Source organism: Variovorax sp. H27-G14, assembly GCF_046156345.1.
Taxonomy (GTDB): Bacteria; Pseudomonadota; Gammaproteobacteria; order Burkholderiales; family Burkholderiaceae_C; genus Variovorax.
On the sequence record NZ_JAYLVN010000010.1, the window covers coordinates 142,891 to 162,473 of the forward strand.

Annotated in this window: 12 protein-coding genes; 5 read left to right on the plus strand and 7 right to left on the minus strand. The window is 67.1% G+C overall.

Annotated elements, in window-relative coordinates; genetic code table 11:
* Positions 1–96: 96 nt before the first annotated feature.
* The 6 genes from VLK31_RS22435 to VLK31_RS22460 form a co-directional block, all read right to left on the minus strand.
* Entirely contained in the window at positions 97–4,806 is a 4,710-nt protein-coding gene (locus VLK31_RS22435) for an Ig-like domain-containing protein (RefSeq protein ID WP_409170656.1), read from the minus strand.
* A 159-nt stretch (positions 4,807–4,965) separates the two neighbouring features.
* Positions 4,966–5,823: a class I fructose-bisphosphate aldolase gene (locus tag VLK31_RS22440; RefSeq protein WP_409170657.1), complete on the minus strand. Its 858-nt coding sequence runs from the start codon at positions 5,821–5,823 to the stop codon at positions 4,966–4,968.
* 34 nt (positions 5,824–5,857) lie between these two features.
* Positions 5,858–6,838, minus strand: coding sequence for an aldo/keto reductase (locus VLK31_RS22445; protein WP_409170658.1), 981 nt, complete (start codon positions 6,836–6,838; stop codon positions 5,858–5,860).
* Between the two features lie 8 nt (positions 6,839–6,846).
* Entirely contained in the window at positions 6,847–7,887 is a 1,041-nt protein-coding gene (locus tag VLK31_RS22450; protein WP_409170659.1) for an ABC transporter permease, read from the minus strand.
* Entirely contained in the window at positions 7,884–9,395 is a 1,512-nt protein-coding gene (locus VLK31_RS22455; RefSeq protein ID WP_409170660.1) for a sugar ABC transporter ATP-binding protein, read from the minus strand. The genes VLK31_RS22450 and VLK31_RS22455 overlap by 4 nt, the downstream gene beginning before the upstream one ends.
* A 32-nt stretch (positions 9,396–9,427) precedes the next feature.
* Positions 9,428–10,474 carry a substrate-binding domain-containing protein gene (locus tag VLK31_RS22460; RefSeq protein ID WP_409170661.1) on the minus strand — a complete coding sequence of 349 codons (1,047 nt, stop codon included), beginning with the start codon at positions 10,472–10,474 and terminating at the stop codon, positions 9,428–9,430.
* Between the two features lie 180 nt (positions 10,475–10,654).
* On the opposite strand from VLK31_RS22460, the gene VLK31_RS22465 reads away from it, so the two are divergent.
* From VLK31_RS22465 to VLK31_RS22485, 5 genes are all read left to right on the plus strand, one after another.
* Positions 10,655–12,172: an FGGY family carbohydrate kinase gene (locus VLK31_RS22465; RefSeq protein ID WP_409170662.1), complete on the plus strand. Its 1,518-nt coding sequence runs from the start codon at positions 10,655–10,657 to the stop codon at positions 12,170–12,172.
* Positions 12,169–13,968 carry a glycerol-3-phosphate dehydrogenase/oxidase gene (locus VLK31_RS22470; protein WP_409170663.1) on the plus strand — a complete coding sequence of 600 codons (1,800 nt, stop codon included), beginning with the start codon at positions 12,169–12,171 and terminating at the stop codon, positions 13,966–13,968. The genes VLK31_RS22465 and VLK31_RS22470 overlap by 4 nt, the downstream gene beginning before the upstream one ends.
* 351 nt (positions 13,969–14,319) lie before the next feature.
* Positions 14,320–15,075: a GntR family transcriptional regulator gene (locus VLK31_RS22475; protein WP_409170664.1), complete on the plus strand. Its 756-nt coding sequence runs from the start codon at positions 14,320–14,322 to the stop codon at positions 15,073–15,075.
* A 55-nt stretch (positions 15,076–15,130) separates the two neighbouring features.
* Entirely contained in the window at positions 15,131–15,901 is a 771-nt protein-coding gene (locus VLK31_RS22480) for a hypothetical protein (protein WP_409170665.1), read from the plus strand.
* Positions 15,898–16,386, plus strand: a complete 489-nt coding sequence (locus VLK31_RS22485; protein ID WP_409170666.1) for a type II toxin-antitoxin system VapC family toxin — start codon at positions 15,898–15,900, stop codon at positions 16,384–16,386. Before VLK31_RS22480 ends, VLK31_RS22485 begins: the two co-directional genes overlap by 4 nt.
* 24 nt (positions 16,387–16,410) lie before the next feature.
* Here the strand turns inward: VLK31_RS22485 and uvrA are convergent, their stop codons facing one another.
* On the minus strand, positions 16,411–19,581 hold the full coding sequence (gene uvrA / locus VLK31_RS22490; RefSeq protein ID WP_409170667.1) for an excinuclease ABC subunit UvrA: 3,171 nt from the start codon (positions 19,579–19,581) through the stop codon (positions 16,411–16,413).
* Positions 19,582–19,583: the final 2 nt, after the last annotated feature.

A 19,583-nucleotide genomic window follows, 5' to 3' on the forward strand; every position in this document is an offset into this window, starting at 1 on the left:
CACGCGCCCTGAACAGCAGCAGCGCCCACAAAAAAAGCCGTGCAGAAAACCCCGAAGGGTCCCCTGCCCGGCCGTGAACAAACCAAAAACCGGTTGCTAGGGCAACTGCGTCCAACCCTGGTTGGTCCCCCCGTTGCAGGTCCAGGTGATCAGCGCCGTGTCCTGCGCGGTCGCGCTGCCAGGCACGTCCAGACACGACCCCGAGCCGCGGTTCTTGAGGGAGTTGCCCACCAGGCTCCATTGCGTCGTGTCGCCCGCCGAACAGGCCAACTGAACCACCGGCGCATTCGTCGCCGCAGTGCCGTTCTGCGCCAGACACAGACCGCTGTGCTCGGCCTTGAACTGCACATAGCCACCGGACAGGCTCGTCACCGTGAACTTCTCGTTGTTCGCATTGCCGCACGGCCACTGCACCGCCAGCGCGCCGCTCGCCGTCGACACCGCCTTGATGTTCACGCACATCGTCGGGTTGAGGTTCGAACGGATGCGCGTGATCGTCGGCGTCGGGTCGCTGTCCTGCGAGCGCACGTACTCGCGAATCGCCACCACGTCGGCGGCCGGCAGACTGCTGGCATTGCCGTGCCCGCTGGCCAGCACGTCCTGCAACGTGGCCGCCTGACCGTTGTGGAAGAACGCCGCCGTGTTCCAACTGCCCAGCAGCGTCGGCGTGTCGAAGCCCACGCCCGCCAGCGGCTGGTTGATACCCTTGCCCGATGAGAGCTGCACCGTGCCCACGTCATGCCGCATCCCGTCGCGGAAGGTCGCGCCGGTGTGGCAGGTCACGCACTGCGCCGAAGCGAACAGCGCCTGGCCCCGCGCCGCGTCCACGCTCAGGCTGCCGTCCGCCGCACGCGCCGGGCTGCGCATGTACTTGTTCAACGACGTGAGGTACGCCGCCAGATCGTCCAGCTGCGCGCTCTTGCCGGCCTTGGGCGCGCCCAGCGGATCGGACGTGGCCGCGAAGTCCGCATTCGTCAAAAAGCCCGTGCCGCCGAACTCGTTGCGGATGTCGTTCTCGAAGTCCTGCAGCTCGTTGAAGTTGGCCGTCCAGTGCAGGTTGCCGTGGCCCATGCCGCGCCGCCCCATCAGGGTGATGGTGCGTCGCAGGCCCTCGCCGCGCTGCGTGAAGTCCCACACCATGCCGTCGTCGCTCGCGTCCGCGTGGCAGCTGGCGCAGGAGATGTAGTTGTCCTTGCTCATGCGCCGGTCGGAGGCGTTGTAGAACACCTGCTTGCCACGCAGCGCCGCGGCTGCCATCGGCTCCTGCGCCACCGTCGACACGTTCTGCAGAAAGGTCGGCGCGGCCGACTCCGACGTGAGCACCAGCGCCACGTCGTGCACCGACACCGAGCGCGCCAAAAAGTTGTTCACGAACAGGCGCTTGCGCGTCGCGTCCAGGTACAGGCCGTGCGGCGCGCTGCTGGCGTTGATTTCTCCGCGCACCGTGCGGCTGTACGGATCGACGATGGCCACGCGGTTGCCCTCCATCTGCGCCACGAACAGATAGTCGCCCGCCGGCGTGAACAGCGCGGCGCGCGCCGGTGCACGGTCGTCGAAGTCGATCTGCTCGGCAAACACCTCCGCGGCCGCCTGCAGGTCGACCTGCGACAAGATGGAGCGCACCGTCTTGTCGTGCTCCAGGTTGTTGCCGTCCCTGAACTTGCCGCGCACGATGTTGTCCTTCTTCGAAGGCAGCACCGCCCGCGTGCCGTCCGGCGAGATCACCACCTGGCTCAGGTAGTTGGCCACGCCGCGCGCACGGCTCTCGGTGTCCACCGTGGTGGTGTCCACCGGCAGCGCGATGGTGCTCATGGCGCTCATGCTCTGCAGGTTCACCTTGTGCAGCTGGCCGCCGGTCATCTTCGACTTGAAGCGCGTCACGTAGGCCACCTGCGAGTTGGAGTTGACCGCAATGCCGCGCAGGTTGCCGTCCAGCGACACCGCGCCGGTGGTGGCGCCGGTGCCGGGGTCGAAGCTCATCAGCACCGACTTGCTCTCCAGCGTCAGCAGGCCCCTGGTGCGGTCGGGCGTGAAGGCCACGCCGTAGGGGCCGCTGCCGTACGCCAGCGGCACGCTGGCCGACACGGTGCCGTCGGCCGCGTTGAGCGCCACCAGCTTGTCTTCGCCCTGTACCGTGACCCAGATGCGCCCGTCGGGCCCCACGGCCAGCGTCTTGGGCTCGTCGCCCACGCGCGTCTCCCAGCGCTTGGCCAGCGTCTGCGCGTCGATGGCGGCGACCGTGCCGCTGTCGGGGTTGACCGAATACACCGAGGTGGCATCGCCCGCGATGTTGGTGGTGTGCGTCGGTGCCTGCGCCGTGACCGGCGCGATCACGGTGAGGTTGTAGGTGTAGAAGGTCTCGCGGCCGCTCGCATCCTTTACCGTCAGCGTCACGGTGTAGTGGCCGGGGGTCGCGTAGGTGTAGGTGTAGTTCGGCTGGTTCGAGAAAGCGGTCTGCGTGCCGTTGCCAAGGTTCCAGCGGTACTGCGCACCGCCGCTGCCCAGCGTGGCGGGGTTGAACACCACCTGGCCGTTGACGACCTTCGGCCCGCCGCCGATGCCGGGGTCGCCGATGACGGCCTGGCCGCGCAGCGCATTCACCTCGGTGTCGGCCAGCACGCGCCCGTACACGCGCACCTCCGCCAGCACGCCCTTGAACAGCGCGGCGTTGCCCTGGATCTGCCCCAGCAGGTTGAACTTGTTCGTCAGGCCCTTGTTGCCCGTGAGTCCGGCGGACGTGGTCTTCACGCCGTCGACGTACACGGCCTGCGCGCCGGAGGCCGCGTCGCGCGTGAGCACCACGTGGTGCCAGGTGCCGTCGTTCACCACCGCGGTGGAGGTGGTGCCGGCGTCGTTGCCCACCGACAGCTTGATGCGCCCGCCGCTGTCCAGCCAGCCCCAGAACACATCGTCCGCACCGCTCACCTGGTCGCGCCCGAAGATGCCTGGGGCGCTCCATGCATTGGCGCCGCCGGTTTGGGTGGTCTTCATGTAGAAGCTCAGCGACGCGGTGCTGCCCAGCACGGTGGCGACCGAATCGTTCTTCAGCGGCACGCCCGCCGTGCGGTTCGCAAAGTTCAGGCCGATGCTCTCGAACGCGTCCGAGCCCGGCGTGCCGTTGTTGCTGCCGATCGGGTCGCCCAGGTTGCCCGCCAGCGGCCAGTAGTGCATCAGGTTGATGTCGGTCGCGTTGCCGGTGTTGAAGGTCGACTTGTAGTCGGCCGCAATGGCATTGCCCGCATAGTCCTTCATGCCGTTGGCCGGCAGAAACACCTCATAGCTGGTGCCGGGCGACAGCGGAACGTCGGGCGAAAAGTTGACGATGCCCAGCTGCACGCTGTAAGTGCCCGCCAGCGTGTTGCCGCCCACCGGGCGCACGATGAAGGTGTTGGCATTCACGCTCTCGGGCCGGATGTTGTCGGTCATGCCCAGGCCGATGCGCGAGGTCAGCGCCTGCTGCTTGGCACCGTTGGCGGGCGAGACCTGCTTGACCTCGGGCTTGGTGATGTCGGGGTCCACCGCATGCACGACAAAGCCGCTGCCAGAGCCGTGGTCGTTGCCCACGAACACCAGGTTGCCGAACATCGCGACCTGGCCGTTGTCTGAGTGCGTGAAGTTCGGGTCGTCCTCGCGCAGGATGCTGCCGCGGCCCACCTCCACATGGTTCAGCGGATTGCTCACGTCGACCTTGTGGATGCGGGTTTGCGCGCCCTGAATGACGTAGTTGTCCTGCGTGGCGCAGTACAGCTGCTCGTCGATGACCAGCCGGTTGTCTTCCGCCACGAAGTGCGTGCGGTCGCTCAAGTCGTAGCTGTACATCCTGGCGCCGGCGTTGCGCGCGGACGCGTGCAGGTTGCGCCCGTCGAAGCAGGTGGCGTAGTAGAAGGGCGTGCTGCCGACGATGGCGTCCAGCACCTTGGGGTTGAGCGGGTCGGAAATGTCCAGGCTGGAGAAGCCGCCGTTGCTTTCCATCGCGGTCAGCACCATGGTGTTGCCCATGGTGAAGATCGGGCCGACGCGAAAGTTGCCCAGCTCGCCCGTGGGCACCGGGTTGGGCTTGCCGGCACCGCGGTTGGCGACGAACGCGTTGGCCGGGTCGCGCGCATCGACGATGAAGATGCCCCGGCCCGCCGACGCCACATACAGATAGGGCGCCTGCCACCACAGCTGCCAGCTCACGTCTTCATAGTCGCCGCCATTGACGCCGGGCAGCGCCAGCTTCTTCACCTGCTTGATGTCGTTGATGTCGGTGAAGTCCCAGAACTCGACGCCGTTGATGCTGGGCAGCACCACGTAGGTCTTGCCTGCGATCTTGGCGGTGCCGAAGGAGTGGGTTTCTCGGAACTCCTTGGTGCGGGCTTCGGGTTCGTAGATCTTCTTGACCAGCTGGATCTGGCGAGGGTTCGACACGTCGTACAGCAGAAAGCCGCCCGGGCCAAGGCCGCTGTCGGGCGCGAACGAGGTGAGAAAGTAGCCGTTGAGCATGATGCCGGCGTTCATGCCGTAGTCCTTGCGGCCCGGGTACGTGGCCGGCACCTCGCGCGACTCGTAGGCGCTGCTGTGCGCCGAGTCGAGCGGGTGCGCCGGGCTGGTGATCATGGACACCGGCTTGAACAGTTCCGCCGAGGTGTAGGTGAGGTTGCCCAGGCCTGGTCCCTGCAAGGGGAGCGGGTCGGCGACGGCCGCGGAAACCGCCGACGCCATGTTGTCGAGGGTCGTCATCGGACTGACCCCCGTGATTGCCGCATGCGTCAGCAATGTGACGCAGGGCACCATCAACGCCATCAGGTAATACCGGATCTTCATCGTCGCCTCCAGGTTGTTGTGCAAGGTTCACTTGTCAAAGCGAGCGCGCAGGGCGCACCCCGGCCGGCGACGAGTCCGTCGCCGGCCGTACAGCCTCTCCTCACTGCTCCCACCTCTTTTTTTTGACGGCGCTACGTCGCCGTTTCAGTTCGCCTCAGCTCACTTCTTCGCCGTGCCGCCCGACTCGTAGATGTCCCAGGCCGCCTTGGCACTGGCGCCGCGATGGATCATGGCCATCAGTGCCTCCACCACCGCCGACGGGTTGGCGTGCTGGTACACATTGCGTCCGTACACCATGCCCACCGCGCCCTGGTCCATCAGCACGCGCGAGCGCGCGAACACCTGCTGCAGGTCTTCGCGCCCGCCGCCGCGCACGAGCACGGGGCAGCGCGCGGCCTGCACCACGCGGTGGAACTCGGCGGGGTCGGTGGTGGGGTCGGCCTTGACGATGTCGGCGCCCATCTCGCGCGCCAGTCGCACCAGCGTGACGATCTTCTCTGCGTCGCCGTCGACCATGTAGCCGCCTTGCTCGCTGTGCGGGCGCATCACCAGCGGCTCGATCATCAGCGGCATGCCGTAGCGGTCGCAGTCGGCGCGCACGCGCGCAATGTTCTGCACGCACTGGCGAAACAGTTCGGGCTCGTTCGGCAGCATGAACAGGTTCACCACCACGCAGGCGGCGTCGCGCTGCACGGCGGGCAGCACCGGGTCGTGCTCGTTCTGCAGCAGGGCCCACATCACGCGGTGCGCGGTAGCGTTGTAGGGGTTGCCCATGTCGATGCGCTGCACCAGCGCGGGCTTGTCGCGGCCCGGGCGGTCTTGCAGCAGGTCGGCCTGGCCGTAGTTGAGCTGCAGGGCGTCGGGGCCAGCGGCCACCAGCTTCTCGACGATGGCGGGCATGTCTTCCAGCCCGTTGAGGAACGAGGGCTCGTTGCACACGCCGTGGTCGAGCGCGATGTCCAGGCAGCGCCCGTTGTTCAGCAGCCGGTTCAGGCGTGCGGTCTTGTCCTTCGACATACGAAAGAGCTCCTTGTGTTGAGAGTGAAGGGGGTCAGGCCAACGCGTGCAGGTGCTGGCCCGCGGCGGCGTCGATGAGTTGCAGCGCGTCTTCGTGCAGGTGCACCGCGCCGGCGGCCGCGTTCTCCACGGCCTGCTTGCTCACGCGCGCGCCGCACAGCGCCACCTGCACGCTGCCGCGCGCCAGCGTCCACGCAATCATGAGTTGGCCGAACGAGCATTCGAGCTGCGTGCGCAGCGGCTCCAGCGCTTCGAAGAAGGCCTTGAGCTTTGCGCGGTTCTGCGTGCTGAAGCGCGGGTTGCTGGCGCGCTGGTCGTCGCCGGTGAACTGGCGCGCGGGGTCGATGGGGCCGGCCAGCAGGCCCAGCGCCAGCGACGAATAGCCCAGCACCGCCACGTTGTGCGCGGCGCACAGCGGCACCAGCGTCTGCTCGATCTCTCGGTCGATCAGGCTGTAGCGCTCCTGCGCGGCATCGACCGGGCCGTACCTCAGGTACTCGGCCAGCGTCTCGGGGCTCACGTTGCTCACGCCAATGGCGCGGATCTTTCCCTGCTTCTTGAGCTCCAGCAGCGTGGCCATGGTCTCTTCGACCGGCGTGGTGCTGTCCTGCCAGTGCGTGATGTACAGGTCGATGTAGTCAGTCTGCAGGCGCTTCAGGCTTTCTTCCGCCTCGTGAATGATCGACTCGCGGCCCAGGTAGCGGTACACCGGGTGGCCGTCTTCTTCGAAGAAGTGCGTGCCCTGTTGCGTGTGCCACACCAGCCCGCACTTGGTGGCGATGACGGCCTCGTGCCGCCGGCCTTTCAGCGCCGTGCCTACGATGCTTTCGGAGCGGCCCAGCCCGTAGGCCGGCGCGGTGTCGATCAGCGTCACGCCCGCGTCCAGCGAGGCCTGAATGGCCAGCGCGGCGGCCGCGTTGTCCCCGCCGCCCCACATCCAGCCGCCCATGGCCCAGGTGCCCAGGCCGATGGCCGAGCATTCGATGCCCGAGGGGCCCAGGGTGGTCTTCTTCATTGCTGCGTTCATCGCTTGGTCTTTCGGGTGTTCATGATGTGGTCGATGGTCACGGCCGCGAGCAGGATGAGGCCCTTGATCACGTCCTGCCAGTAAGGCGACACGTCCAGCAGGATCAGCGAGCTGGTCACCACCGACAGCAGCGCCAGGCCCAGCACGGCGCCCAGCACCGTGCCCGAGCCGCCCTTCAGGCTGGCGCCGCCGATCACCGCGGCGGCAATCACGTTCAGTTCCATGCCCACGCCGAAGGTGGGCGTGGCGGCGCCGAAGCGCGCGGTGTAGATCACGCCCGCCAGGCCGGCCGAGGCCGAGCACAGCACCGTGACCCAGAACTTCACGTTGCCCACGCGAATGCCCGAATACAGCGCGGCCTTCTCGTTGCTGCCTGTGTAGAACACGCGGCGCAGCAGGGTGGAGCGGCGCAGCACGAAGTCGCTGATGACCACGATCGCCACGAAGATCAGGATCACGGCCGGAACGCCGAACAGCGTGCCCTGGCCGATGAACTTGAACTCCGCCGGCAGCGAGAACAGCGACTGCGGCGTGCCCTGCGTGAGCGCCAGGCACAGCCCGCGCACGATCACCATGAACGCCAGCGACGCAATGAAGTGGTTCAGCCCGATGCGCGTGACGCACCCGCCGATGAGGGCGCCCACGCCCGCGCTCGCGGCAATGGCAATGAGCCCGGCCGTCCACGGGTCCAGGCCCATGAGAAAGAGCTTGCCCGTCACCACCATCGCGAAGCACACCACCGAGCCCACCGACAGGTCGATGCCGCCCACGATCAGCAGAATGGTCATGCCCACCACCACGATGCCTTCGATGGAAAACGACAGCAGCATCGCGCGCACGTTGTCCCAGGTCAGGAAGTAGGGCGAGGCAAAGCTCATGCCCACGCACAGCACCGCGATGATGAGCAGCAGGCCCATCTCGCGCATGCTGGTGAGCTTGTTGGCGGGTTTGTGTGTGGGGTTCACGGTGCCGCCGCCTTGCAAGGGCGCAAGGCCTGCCGTGCTGGCGCCCGCGTCGAGTTGTGCCGGGTAGTTCATGCTGTTTCCTGTTCGCAAAGTCCGGAGGCCAGCCGCAGCAGGGCCTCTTCCGTCATGTCGTCGTCTTGCACTTCACCGGCCAAGCGGCCGTCTCGAATCACCAGTGCGCGGTCGCACAGCCCGATGATTTCTGGCAGCTCCGAAGAGATCACCACCACGCCCACGCCCTGGCTGGCCAGCTCGCGCAGGATGTGATGAATCTCCGACTTGGCGCCCACGTCCACGCCGCGCGTGGGCTCGTCCATCAGCAGCACCGTCGGGTTGGTTGCCAGCAGCTTGGCAATGGCCACCTTCTGCTGGTTGCCGCCCGACAGGCTGGCCACGTCGATGTCCACCCCGTCGGACTTCAGCCTGAGCTTGGCGCCCAGCTCCACCGCCAGCTTGTGCTCGGCCGCGCGCTGCAGCAGGCCGAAGCGCGAGCTCACGCGCTTCAACGCCATAGAGGCGATGTTCTGTGCAATGGGCAGGTCCAGGTACACGCCGGCCGCCTTGCGGTCTTCGCTGAGGTAGGCGATGCCTTCACGCAGCGCGTCGCTGTACTTGCGAATGCTCAGGGCCTTGCCGCGCAGGCGTACCGTGCCGCGCGTGGCCGGTCGAAGGCCGCACACGGTTTCGGCCAGCTCGCTGCGCCCGGCGCCCATGAGGCCCGCAATGCCCAGAATCTCGCCGCGCTTCACGGTGAAGGAGACGCCATGCACGCGCCCACCGTCGGCGATGTCGCGCACTTCGAGCACCGGCTCGCCGTGCGTGGCGTCGTGCTGCTTGGGCGGGTAGTAGTTGCCCAGGTCGCGCCCGACCATGCGGCGCACCAGGCCGTCGGCGTCCAGCTCGGCCAGCGGGCCGCTGTGCACGTTGCGCCCGTCGCGCAGCACCGTCACGCGCGTGCAGTGCGCAAAGATCTCGGCCATGCGGTGGCTGATGTAGATGATGCCGATGCCCTGCGCCTGCAGGTCGTGCAGCACCTTGAAGAGCGCAGCCGATTCGTTGTCGGTGAGCGCGGCGGTGGGCTCGTCGAGGATGAGCACCTTGCAGTCGAGCGTGAGCGCCTTGGCAATCTCGATGAGCTGCTGCGTGGAAATGCTCAGGTCCTTCACCAGGCACGCAGGGTCGATGTGCTGGCCCAGCCGCTGCAGCACCTTGGCGGCGCGCGCGTTCAGGCTGGCGTAGTTCATCCACGCGTGTTTGCCGGCATTGATTTCCGGCATGAAGATGTTCTCGGCCACGGTGGCGTCGCCGCACAGCGCGATCTCCTGGTGCACCAGGCCGATGCCCAGGCGCATGGCATGCGCCGGGCCGTCGATGACCACCTGCTGCCCGTCGAGCGCGATGTTGCCCTCGTCGGGTTGGTGGATGCCGTCGATGATGTTCATCAGCGTGGACTTGCCCGCGCCGTTCTCGCCGCACAGCGCGTGGATTTCGCCGCGCTGCAGCGAGAAGTCCACGCCCGTGAGCGCGCGCGAAGCGCCAAAGCGCTTGCTGATGCCACGCAACTGGAGCAGGGCGCCCATTGCCGTTTCCGGGGCTGCTGCGTTCGCCTGGCTCACTCGCCGATTCCCTTGGTGCCACGGCGCGCGAGGTACTTGTCCCAGTAGAAGTCGTCGGCGTTGGCCTTGCTCACCACCGCCAGGCCGTTGTCCAGGAAGGGCACGGCCATCGGGTTGGTGCCGTTGCGCTTGGCGTCGTTCATCGGGTCGATGAGCGTGGGGTTCTTCGCCAGGAACAACATCATCATGCCCATGTAGCCCTGCATGCCCTGGTTCGGGTTGATGGAGCCGAACACGTCGCCCGACTTGATCATGTCCAGGATCTTGGCGTTCACGTCGCAGCACATCACCTTGATGTTCTTCTTGCTCTCCACCTTGGCCTGCGCCGCGCCCAGCGCCGAGTTGGCCTCGGGCATGAAGAGCGCGCCCAGGTTCGGGTTGGCCTGCGCCAGGCTCAGCACCGCCTGGTAGGCCTTGTTCGGGTCCTGGTTGCTGGCGGCGCGGCCCACCAGCTTCATGCCCGGGTGCTTGGCCTTCATGCGGTTCACGAAGGCGGCGATGCGGCGGTCGTGGTTGTCCTGGCCCGGGTTCTCCAGCACGGCGTATTCGCCCTTGCCGTTGAGCGACGCGGCAATGGCATCGGCGGCCTGCGTGCCTTCGCGGTCGTTGTCCGAGGTGATGAACGAGGTGCGCTTGGAGTTGGGCGAGTCGGCCGCGAAGGTGACCACCGGGATGCCCATCGCTGCGGCGCGGTTGATGGGCTCGATGAACGGGTCGGGGTTCATCGGGTGCAGCAGGATGCCCGCGGGCTTGCGTGCCAGCTCCTGCTCGAAGGACGCGAGCTGCTTGTTCACGTCGTACTCCGGCGTGCCGGTGTAGCGGGTGCGAACGCCCAGCGTGCGACCGAGTTGCTTCATCATTTCGTAGACCGGAAACCAATACTCCACACCCGACACCATCACGTTCATCACGTAGACGTCGCTGGCGTTGCCGCGCAGGCCCGCGCCCGCGCCGGGGGCCGCCGACTGCTGCTGCGCAAGCGCGCTGGCACCGGCCAGGCCGATGCCGGCAGCCGCCGCGGACTTCAGGAAATTACGCCTCATTTTTTGTCTCCTCACGTTGAGTGGCACAGCTTGCGAAGCCGCTTTTCAGGGCAGCCCTCTGATCCTCGTTGTCACGACAGTTGTTATGACAGGCTAGAATGTAAGCGCTGGTCGTTTAGCTAGATAACTAGGGGAAACGCTACTGGCAACGTGCTTTTATTCAGTCGAAGCTGTTATGACATGAAGCCCAACATACTGATCGGCATCGACATGGGGTCGAGCAGCCTGAAAGCCCTGGCCCTCGAGGCCGGGAACGGCCGGACCATTGACGCTGGGAACGGCCGGGCCATCGCCCTTTCACGCATGCCATTGCCACACGACCGGCTGCCCGGCGGAGGCTGCGAGGTGAGCGCCGCCGCCATTCGCGCCGCCCTGACGCACGTGCTGCGCGACGTCGCCCACCAGCTCGGCGAGCGCGTGGCCGAGGTGCGCGCCATCGGCTGCACCGGTCACGGCGCGGGCCTCTATGCGCTCGATGCGCGCAACGAACTCGTCGGCGGAAGGGCCATCGCATCGACCGACCAGCGGGCCGACGCGCGGGCGCGCTCGCTGGCGCTGCACCATGGCGATGCGCTGTTCGCGGACGTCGGCTGCCGGCCGTGGCCGGGGCAGCCCACCGTGATCGCGGCCGAGCTGTTGGGCACCGACGCCGTGCAGCGCGGCACGGTGCGCAGGCTGATGTTCGCCAAGGACTACCTCGGCTTCTTGCTGACCGGCGAGATCGCGACCGACGCGAGCGACGCGAGCACCGCGGGGCTGGTGTCGATTGCCACGGGCACGTGGTCGCAGGCGGCCTTCGACGCCTCGGGCATCGCCGACCTGGGGCCGCACGCCTTCGGTCCGCTGGTGCGCAGCGGCGAGGTCATCGGCAAGCTGCGGCCTGCCGAAGCCGCGCTGTGCGGCCTGCCCGCCGGCGTTCCGGTGGCCATGGGCGCCATCGACCTGCTGGCCTCCATGACCGCCATCTGCGCCGAAGGGCGAGGGCGCGCGGTGCAGGTGTTCGGCACCTGGTGCGTCAACGCGGTGATCGGCCCGGTGATCGAGCCCAAGCCCGACGTGGCCGCCGTGGTGAATTTCGCCCGCGCCGACAAACGCCTGTACATGGAGAACAGCCCGTCGTCGATGGCCAACATCGCGTGGCTGGCCGGCGTGCTCGGCCTGCCCGATGCGCGCGCGGTGGTCGACCTGGCGATGTCGGTGCCGCTGGGTGCCGGCGGGCTGCGCTTTCTGCCGTTCGTCAACGGTGGCGGCGACGCAGGTGTGACGGCCGGCTTCGTCGGCCTGAAGAGCCACCACACGCGCGGCGACATGGCGCGCGCGGTGGTCGATGCGGTGGCGGCGCTGCATGCGCGCCACACGGCACGCCTGGCCGCCTGCGGGCTGCCCGTGTCCGCATCGACCGTGCTGGGCGGCGGCGCCAGCGACACGCGCCTCGTGCGCCTGCTGGCCGGCCTGCTCGGCCACCCGGTCGAGCGCTGTGCCGACGACGAGACCGGCGCGCGCGGCGCCGCGCTCTACGCCGCCATGTCGCAAGACATCGACCACGCCGAACAAGGCAGCGCCTTGCTCGCGCCCTGCGACATGGTTGAACCCGACGCCGCGCAGGCGCGTGCCCATGCCGACTTCAACGCCAGCTTCAACGAACTGATCGACACCATGTCCCCTGTGTTCAGCCACCTGTCGGGAGCCGCGAAATGAGCGCCTGGCAACTGCCCTTCGTGCGTCCCGCTGCCTTGGCAGGCCGCCATTTTTCCACGGTGATCGTGGGTGCCGGCATCAACGGCGTGGGCGTGTTTCGCGACCTGTCGCTGCAGCGCGTCGACTGCCTCATCGTCGACAAGGGCGACTTCAGCGCGGGCGCCAGCAGCGCGCCGTCGCGCATGATCCACGGCGGCCTGCGCTACCTGGAAAACGGCAGCTTCTCGCTGGTGGCCGAGGCCACGCGCGAGCGCAACCTGCTGCTGCGCAACGCGCCGCACCTGGTGCAGCCGCTGAAGACGGTGGTGCCGCTGTCGAGCTTCTTCGGCGGGGTGATGAGCAGCGCGCTCAAGTTCTTCGGCCGCACGCCGCCGCAGCGCACACGCGGCCTGCTGGCCGTGGCCGCGGGCCTGCGGCTGTACGACCTGCTGGGCCGCCGCCAGCGCGTGATGCCCAACCACCGCATCAGCCGCGTGCCCGCGAACGACCGCGGCCTGTTCCGCGCCGCCGTGCGCTGGACAGCGACCTTCTTCGACGCGTGGATCAGCCACCCTGAATGGCTGGTGCTGGAGCTCATTGGCGACGCCTGCCGAGACCAGCCGCGCTCGGCCGCGTCGAACCACTGCCGCGTGATGGGCTGCGCGGGCAACATCCTCACGCTGCGCGACGAGATCACCGGTGCGCTGGTGCGGGTGACGGCCGACACCGTGGTGAACGCCAGCGGCGCGTGGCTGGACCGCAGCACGGCGGTGCTGGGCGGGGCTGGTGGAAATGTGGGAAATGTTGGGAATGGTGGAAAGGGTCCGCGCGTGATGGGCACCAAGGGCTCGCACCTGGTGCTCGACCATCCCGCGCTGCGCGATGCGCTCGAAGGGCGCATGGCGTACTTCGAGGCGGTCGATGGGCGCGTGTGCATCGTCTACCCCTTTCTGGGCCGCGTGCTGGTCGGCTCCACCGACATTCCGGTGGACGACCCCGACCAGATCGGCACCGAGCCGGCCGAGGTCGACTACCTGCTCGACGTGCTGTCCGAGGTGTTCCCGAAGCTGTCGTTCGGCCGCGGCAACGTGGTGTACACATACGTTGGTGTGCGCCCGCTGGCGCGCTCCGACGCCGACAAGCCCGGGCAGATTTCGCGCGACCACTCGGTGGTGGTCGATGCGCCGAACGCGACGCGCGACATTCCCATCGTGGGCCTGGTCGGCGGCAAGTGGACGACTTTTCGCGCGCTGGCCGAAGAGGCCACCGACGAGGTGCTGCGGCAGTTGGGCCGCCCGCGCACCGCGTCGACCGCGTCGATTCCCATCGGCGGCGGCGCGGAGCTGCCGGCCGACGCGGCTGCCACCGAGCGCTTCATCGAGCGCATGGTGACGTCGTCGGGCGTGGGCCGTGCGCGTGCGCAGGCCTTGCTGCGCCGCTATGGCACCAAGGCGCTGCCGCTGGCGCAGAGGCTGGGCGCATCGGGCGATGTGCCGCTGCGGCATGCGCCTGACTATTCGGTCGCCGAAATTTCGTATCTCTGTCTCGAGACGGGCGTGATGCACCTCGACGACCTTGTGATCCGACGCACGCTGCTGGCGATTCGTGGCCTTGTCACCGATGCCGCGCTGGCTGAAATGGCCGGCATCGCGGCGGAGGCACTGGGCTGGGATGCGGCGCAGGCGCACAAGGAGTTGCAAGCCTGCGCGACCGCGCTGCGCGAGCGGCACGGCGTGCGTCTGTCTGCGGTGGCGCCCGAAGCGGCTTCCCCGTTCGATGCATCATTGATGACCAGCTCGGTCCTTGGCCAGTCTTGAAATGAAACCTTGCTCTGCTGTTCGCCGGGTTGTGTTTGACGTGCGTCATTCAGGGCGCGCTCACGCCGACGGTGTGCTCTGCTCCGCGAATGTCCCCCGGGGCTGCGCCCCTCCTCCTTTATTTCGCTGCGCAGAGCACACCATCGGCGCGAGCGTGTTCAGAGCACCGGTTGATCAGCGCGCGCTCAGAGCGTGTCCAGGTGCACAGGGCACCGGGTGCTCCCCGCAGCGAAATAAAGGAGGAGGCCGCAGGCCGGGGGACATTCGCGGAGGGGAGCACCCGGTGGCCTGTGCACTGACCCCGAACAGCAGCGCCAAACAAAACCCAAGACCGCGTGACGAAACACTGACATGAACTCTCCGACCGACATTTCGACCGTGCTCGACCGCAGCTCCGAATCTCCCCTCTGGGCCCAGTTCCGCGACGCGCTGCGCCTGCAAATTCTGCAGGGCGTGCTGCCCATCGGCGCCAAGCTGCCGTCCGAGGCCGAGCTGGGCGATCAGTTCGGCATCTCGCGCATCGTGGTGCGCGAGGCACTGGCCGACCTGGTGCGCAACAACCTCATCTACAAGATCAAGGGCCGCGGCGCCTTCGTTTCGGCGCGCGAGCGCGACGAAGACTTCGTCTCTACCGTGCTCGGCTTCTCCGACGAAATGGAGCGCAAGGGCCGCTCGGTGCGCACGCAGATCCTCACGCAGGAACTGCGCGCGCCCACCGCACAGGAGGCCGCTTCGCTCGGCCTCACCGACGACACGCAGGTGGTGGCACTCAAGCGCCTGCGCAGCGTGGACGGCGAACTGCGCCTGCTGGTGGAAACCGTGGTGCCCGCCGACCTGGCGCCAGGGCTGCACCGCACCCGCCTGGACGACCGCTCGCTGTACGACGTGCTGCGCCGCCAGTACGGGCTGCGCCTGGTGCGCGCCGAGCGCTGGATCGACGCGGTGCTGCCCGATGCAGCCACCTGCGAACTGCTGAACCTGCCCACGCCGGAGCCGCTGTTGCGCATCGAATCGATTGCGTACGGCGCAAACGGCCGGCCGCTGGAGCACTACCGCGCGCTGCACCGCTGCAAGACCAGCCGGTTGCATGTGCAGACGACGACCTGAAGGTGCAGGCCTGCGCCCCCTGTAAGCAAACGGCTTCGGAACCTAGAATGCCCCGATGGAAGCGCAAGAGTTGCTGATTGCTTTGCACGATGAGTCGGCTGGATATGAAATCTCGCCCAACCGTGTGCCGCTGTCCGTGTTGCGCGCCTTTGCCAGGGACGTGGATGAATTTCTGCGCGGCGACAGCAACGACGTCGATACCAGTGCGCTCGATGTCTCCATCGAAAAGGGGTCGCTTGCCATCCGCACGTCTCCCACAGCCCATCCCGTCCTGCTGAACGATCTGCGAAAGCTTGCGAGCAGCCAGGAGATGGATGGCATTGCGCTGAAGCGGCGCGCGGTGATCGAGCGCTGGCAGAAAAGTGCGCGCGGCAGCCGTCGCTGGCGCGTCAGCATCGCGGCAGATTTTTTGCCGGCGGCCATCGTCATCAGTGCCGAATCCGACTTCAGGGCCGACGATGCAGACCAGTGGGTGCGGGTCGAGCGCTATGTGCGCGGCGAGATCGAGGACATGGGCGGGCACACCAAACCGAACGCTCACATTCGTCTGCCGGATGGCAAGGTGCTGCTGGTCGACGCAGCCCGTGGAATGCTGCGGGATGAAAAGGCCAACCGCCTCTACAAGCCGGCAATGATCCGCATCGTTGCCGAATACAACGTCATGACGCGCGAGTACCGGGGTGCCAGGCTGCTGGAGTTCGTCGAGCATGAAAGCCGGCTCGACGAAAAAGACCTCGACCGCCTGACGCAACGCGGGGCCAAGGCCTGGCGCGATGTGCCTGATGCAGGAGCATGGGTCGACGAACTTCGGGGCAGCAAGGAATGAGCGCGATCCTGCTCGACACGAGCTACCTGATCTCGCTGGCCGACCCGGCGCGTGCGCATCACCCAACCGCGGTCAATTACCTTCGAGAAGCGTTGAAGCGTGGTGTGCCGCTGTATCTGTCGGCCGTTGCGGCTTCGGAGTTTCAGGTCAAGCAGGCCGTGACCGATTTGCCGTTGCGCAATTTCGAGGTGCTTCCGTTCAACATCGATCACGCCATGACCGCTGGGTTGCTCATGCGCAATCTCCAGCGCGATGCAGGCGACGACCGGAGCGCCGTCAAGGACGACATCAAGCTGATTGCCCAGGCCATCTGTGAATCGTTGACGCACATCCTCACGGAAGACGCGCAAACGCTGGTGAAGTACCTGCGCAGATTGAACGAAGCCGGCACCAGCACCGTGAAGCCGATCCTGCTGGCGGACGGCTTCGATTCGGCGTGGTTCGACAACGGCCAGCGGGGCCTGCTGGGCGACCTGAGCGAGTGAGCATGGCCGAGCCAAGTCGCTCGGTCAGTTCTTCGGCAGCAGCCGCTTGAGGTACCGCCCCGTGTGGCTCCTCTCGTTCGACGCGATGTCTTCCGGCGTGCCTTCCCCCACCACCGTACCCCCACCCGCGCCGCCTTCAGGCCCCATGTCGATGAGCCAGTCGGCCGTCTTGATGACGTCCAGGTTGTGCTCGATCACCACGATGGTGTTGCCCGCGTCGCGCAGCTGGTGCAGCACCTTCAGCAGCAGCTCGATGTCGGCAAAGTGCAGGCCGGTGGTCGGCTCGTCCAGGATGTAAAGGGTGCGGCCGGTGTCGCGCTTGCTGAGCTCCAGCGCGAGCTTCACGCGCTGGGCCTCGCCGCCCGACAGCGTGGTGGCCGACTGGCCCAGCTTGATGTAGCTCAGGCCCACGTCCAGCAGCGTGCGCAGCTTGCGCTCGATGGTGGGCACGGCCTTCAGGAACTCGTACGCGGTCTCCACCGTCATCTCCAGCACCTGCGCGATGTTCTTGCCCTTGTAGAGCACCTCGAGCGTCTCGCGGTTGTAGCGCTGGCCGTGGCACACCTCGCAGGGCACGTACACGTCGGGCAGAAAGTGCATCTCGACCTTCACCACGCCGTCGCCCTGGCAGGCCTCGCAGCGCCCGCCGGCCACGTTGAAGCTGAAGCGACCCGGGCCGTAGCCGCGCTCGCGCGCGGTGTTGGTCTCGGCCATCAATTCGCGGATGGGCGTGAACAGGCCCGTGTAGGTGGCCGGGTTGCTGCGCGGCGTGCGCCCGATGGGGCTCTGGTCGACGTTGATGACCTTGTCGAAGTACTCGATGCCCTCGATGGCTTCGTGCGCGGCAGGCTCCTCGTGCGCGCGGTACAGCGTGCGGGCCACGGCGGTGTAGAGCGTGTCGTTCACCAGCGTCGATTTGCCAGAACCTGAAACGCCCGTCACGCAGGTCAGCAGGCCGACCGGGAACGCCACGCTCACGTTCTTCAGGTTGTTGCCGGTGGCGCCCACCACGCGAATTTCCTGCAGGTCGCTTTGAGAGGCCAGGTGGGCGGCTTCGCGCGCGGCACGGCGCTCGGCCGCAGGGCTCTGTGGAAAGCGCGAGGCCTTCTTGCCTTCGTTGAACGCGGGCTTGTGCACCACCGGCAGCCACGCGGTGCGGTGCCTGGGCACCTCGATCTTGCGCGTGCCCGACAGGTACTGGCCGGTGAGCGACTCGGGGTTGGCCGCCACCTCGGCATACGTGCCTTGCGCCATCACCCGCCCGCCGTGCACGCCGGCGCCGGGGCCCATGTCGATGACGTGGTCGGCGGCGTGGATCATGTCCTCGTCGTGCTCGACCACGATCACGCTGTTGCCGATGTCGCGCAGATGCTTCAGCGTGCCGATTAGGCGGTCGTTGTCGCGCTGGTGCAGGCCGATGCTTGGCTCGTCGAGCACGTACATCACGCCGGTAAGGCCGGAGCCGATCTGCGAGGCCAGGCGAATGCGCTGCGCCTCGCCGCCCGACAGCGTCTCGGCGCTGCGGTCCAGGCTCAGGTAGTTCAGGCCCACGTCGTTGAGAAACTTCAGGCGCAGGCCGATCTCGCGCACCACCTTGTCGGCAATGTCGGCCTTGGAGCCGCGCAGCTTGAGGGTCTGGAACCACGCGAGCGAATCGCGCAGCGTGAGGTGGCTCAGTTCGAAGATGGCCATGCGCGGCGGCTCACTGCCATCCGCCGGGCGGCTCGATTCATCGACCAGGAACACGTTGCGCGCCTCCGGCCGCAGCCGCGAGCCGCCGCAGTCGGGGCAGGGCTGCAGGTTGCGAAAGCGCGCGAGGTCTTCGCGCACCATCACCGAGTCGGTCTCGCGGTAGCGCCGCGCCATGTTGGGAATGATCCCCTCGAAGGGGTGCTTCTTCGTGAGCTTCTTGCCCGCGAAGTTGCCCGACTCCATCACGTAGTTGAACTTGATGTCCTCGGCCGCCGAGCCGTTCAGCAGCACTTGCTGCACCGAGGCCGGCAGCGACTCGAAGGGCGCGTCGACGTCGAACTTGTAGTGCTTGGCCACGCTCTCGATCATGCTGAAGTAGTAGCCGTTGCGGCGGTCCCAGCCCTTGATGGCGCCGCTGGCGATCGAGAGCGAAGGAAAGGCCACCACGCGCGCCGGGTCGAACACCTCGCGGTGGCCCAGGCCGTCGCAGCTGGGGCAGGCGCCCACGGGCGAGTTGAACGAGAAGAGCCGCGGCTCCAGCTCCGACAGCGAGTAGTGGCAGATCGGGCAGGAGAACTTGGCGTTGTACAGGTGCTCGCGCGCAGTCGTTCGGACTGAGCCTGTCGAAGCCGCGCCCGGCACTTCGACAAGCTCAGTGCGAACGGAATCGGTCGGCGCATCCATTTCAACGGCAATGGCACGGCCTTCGGCCAGGCGCAGCGCCGCCTCGAAGCTCTCGGCCAGGCGCTGCTGCATGTCGGGGCGCGCGCGCAGGCGGTCGATGACCACGTCGATGTCGTGCTTCTCGGTCTTCTTCAGCTTGGGCAGGTCGTTGTATTCGTAGGTTTGCCCGTCGACCCGAAAGCGCACGTAGCCCGCAGCCTGCATCTCGGCGAACAGCTCCAGGAACTCGCCTTTCTTCTCGCGCGCCACCGGCGCCAGGATCATCAGGCGCGGCTCACCGGGCAGCGCCAGCGTGGCATCGACCATCTGCGAAACCGTTTGCGCCTGCAGCGGCAGGTGGTGCTCGGGGCAGTAGGGCGTGCCGGCGCGTGCATACAGCAGGCGCAGGTAGTCATGAATTTCGGTCACCGTGCCCACGGTGGAGCGCGGGTTGTGGCTGGTGGCCTTCTGCTCGATGCTGATGGCGGGCGACAGGCCCTCGATGACGTCGACGTCGGGCTTGTCCATGAGCTGCAGAAACTGCCGCGCATAGGCCGACAGGCTTTCCACGTAGCGGCGCTGCCCTTCGGCATACAGCGTGTCGAAGGCCAGGCTCGACTTGCCCGAGCCCGACAGACCGGTGATCACCACCAGCTTGTTGCGCGGAATGTCGAGGTCGACGTTCTTCAGGTTGTGCGTGCGCGCACCCCGGATGCTGATGCGCTGCAGCGCCAGCGCTGCGCCGAGGTAAGTGTCGCGTTCGCGTTGCGCGTCGCGCTCCGCGGTGTCTTCAGTGGATGTTGAATTCAAGAGGGCGATCGTCCGAGGGCAACCGGACATGA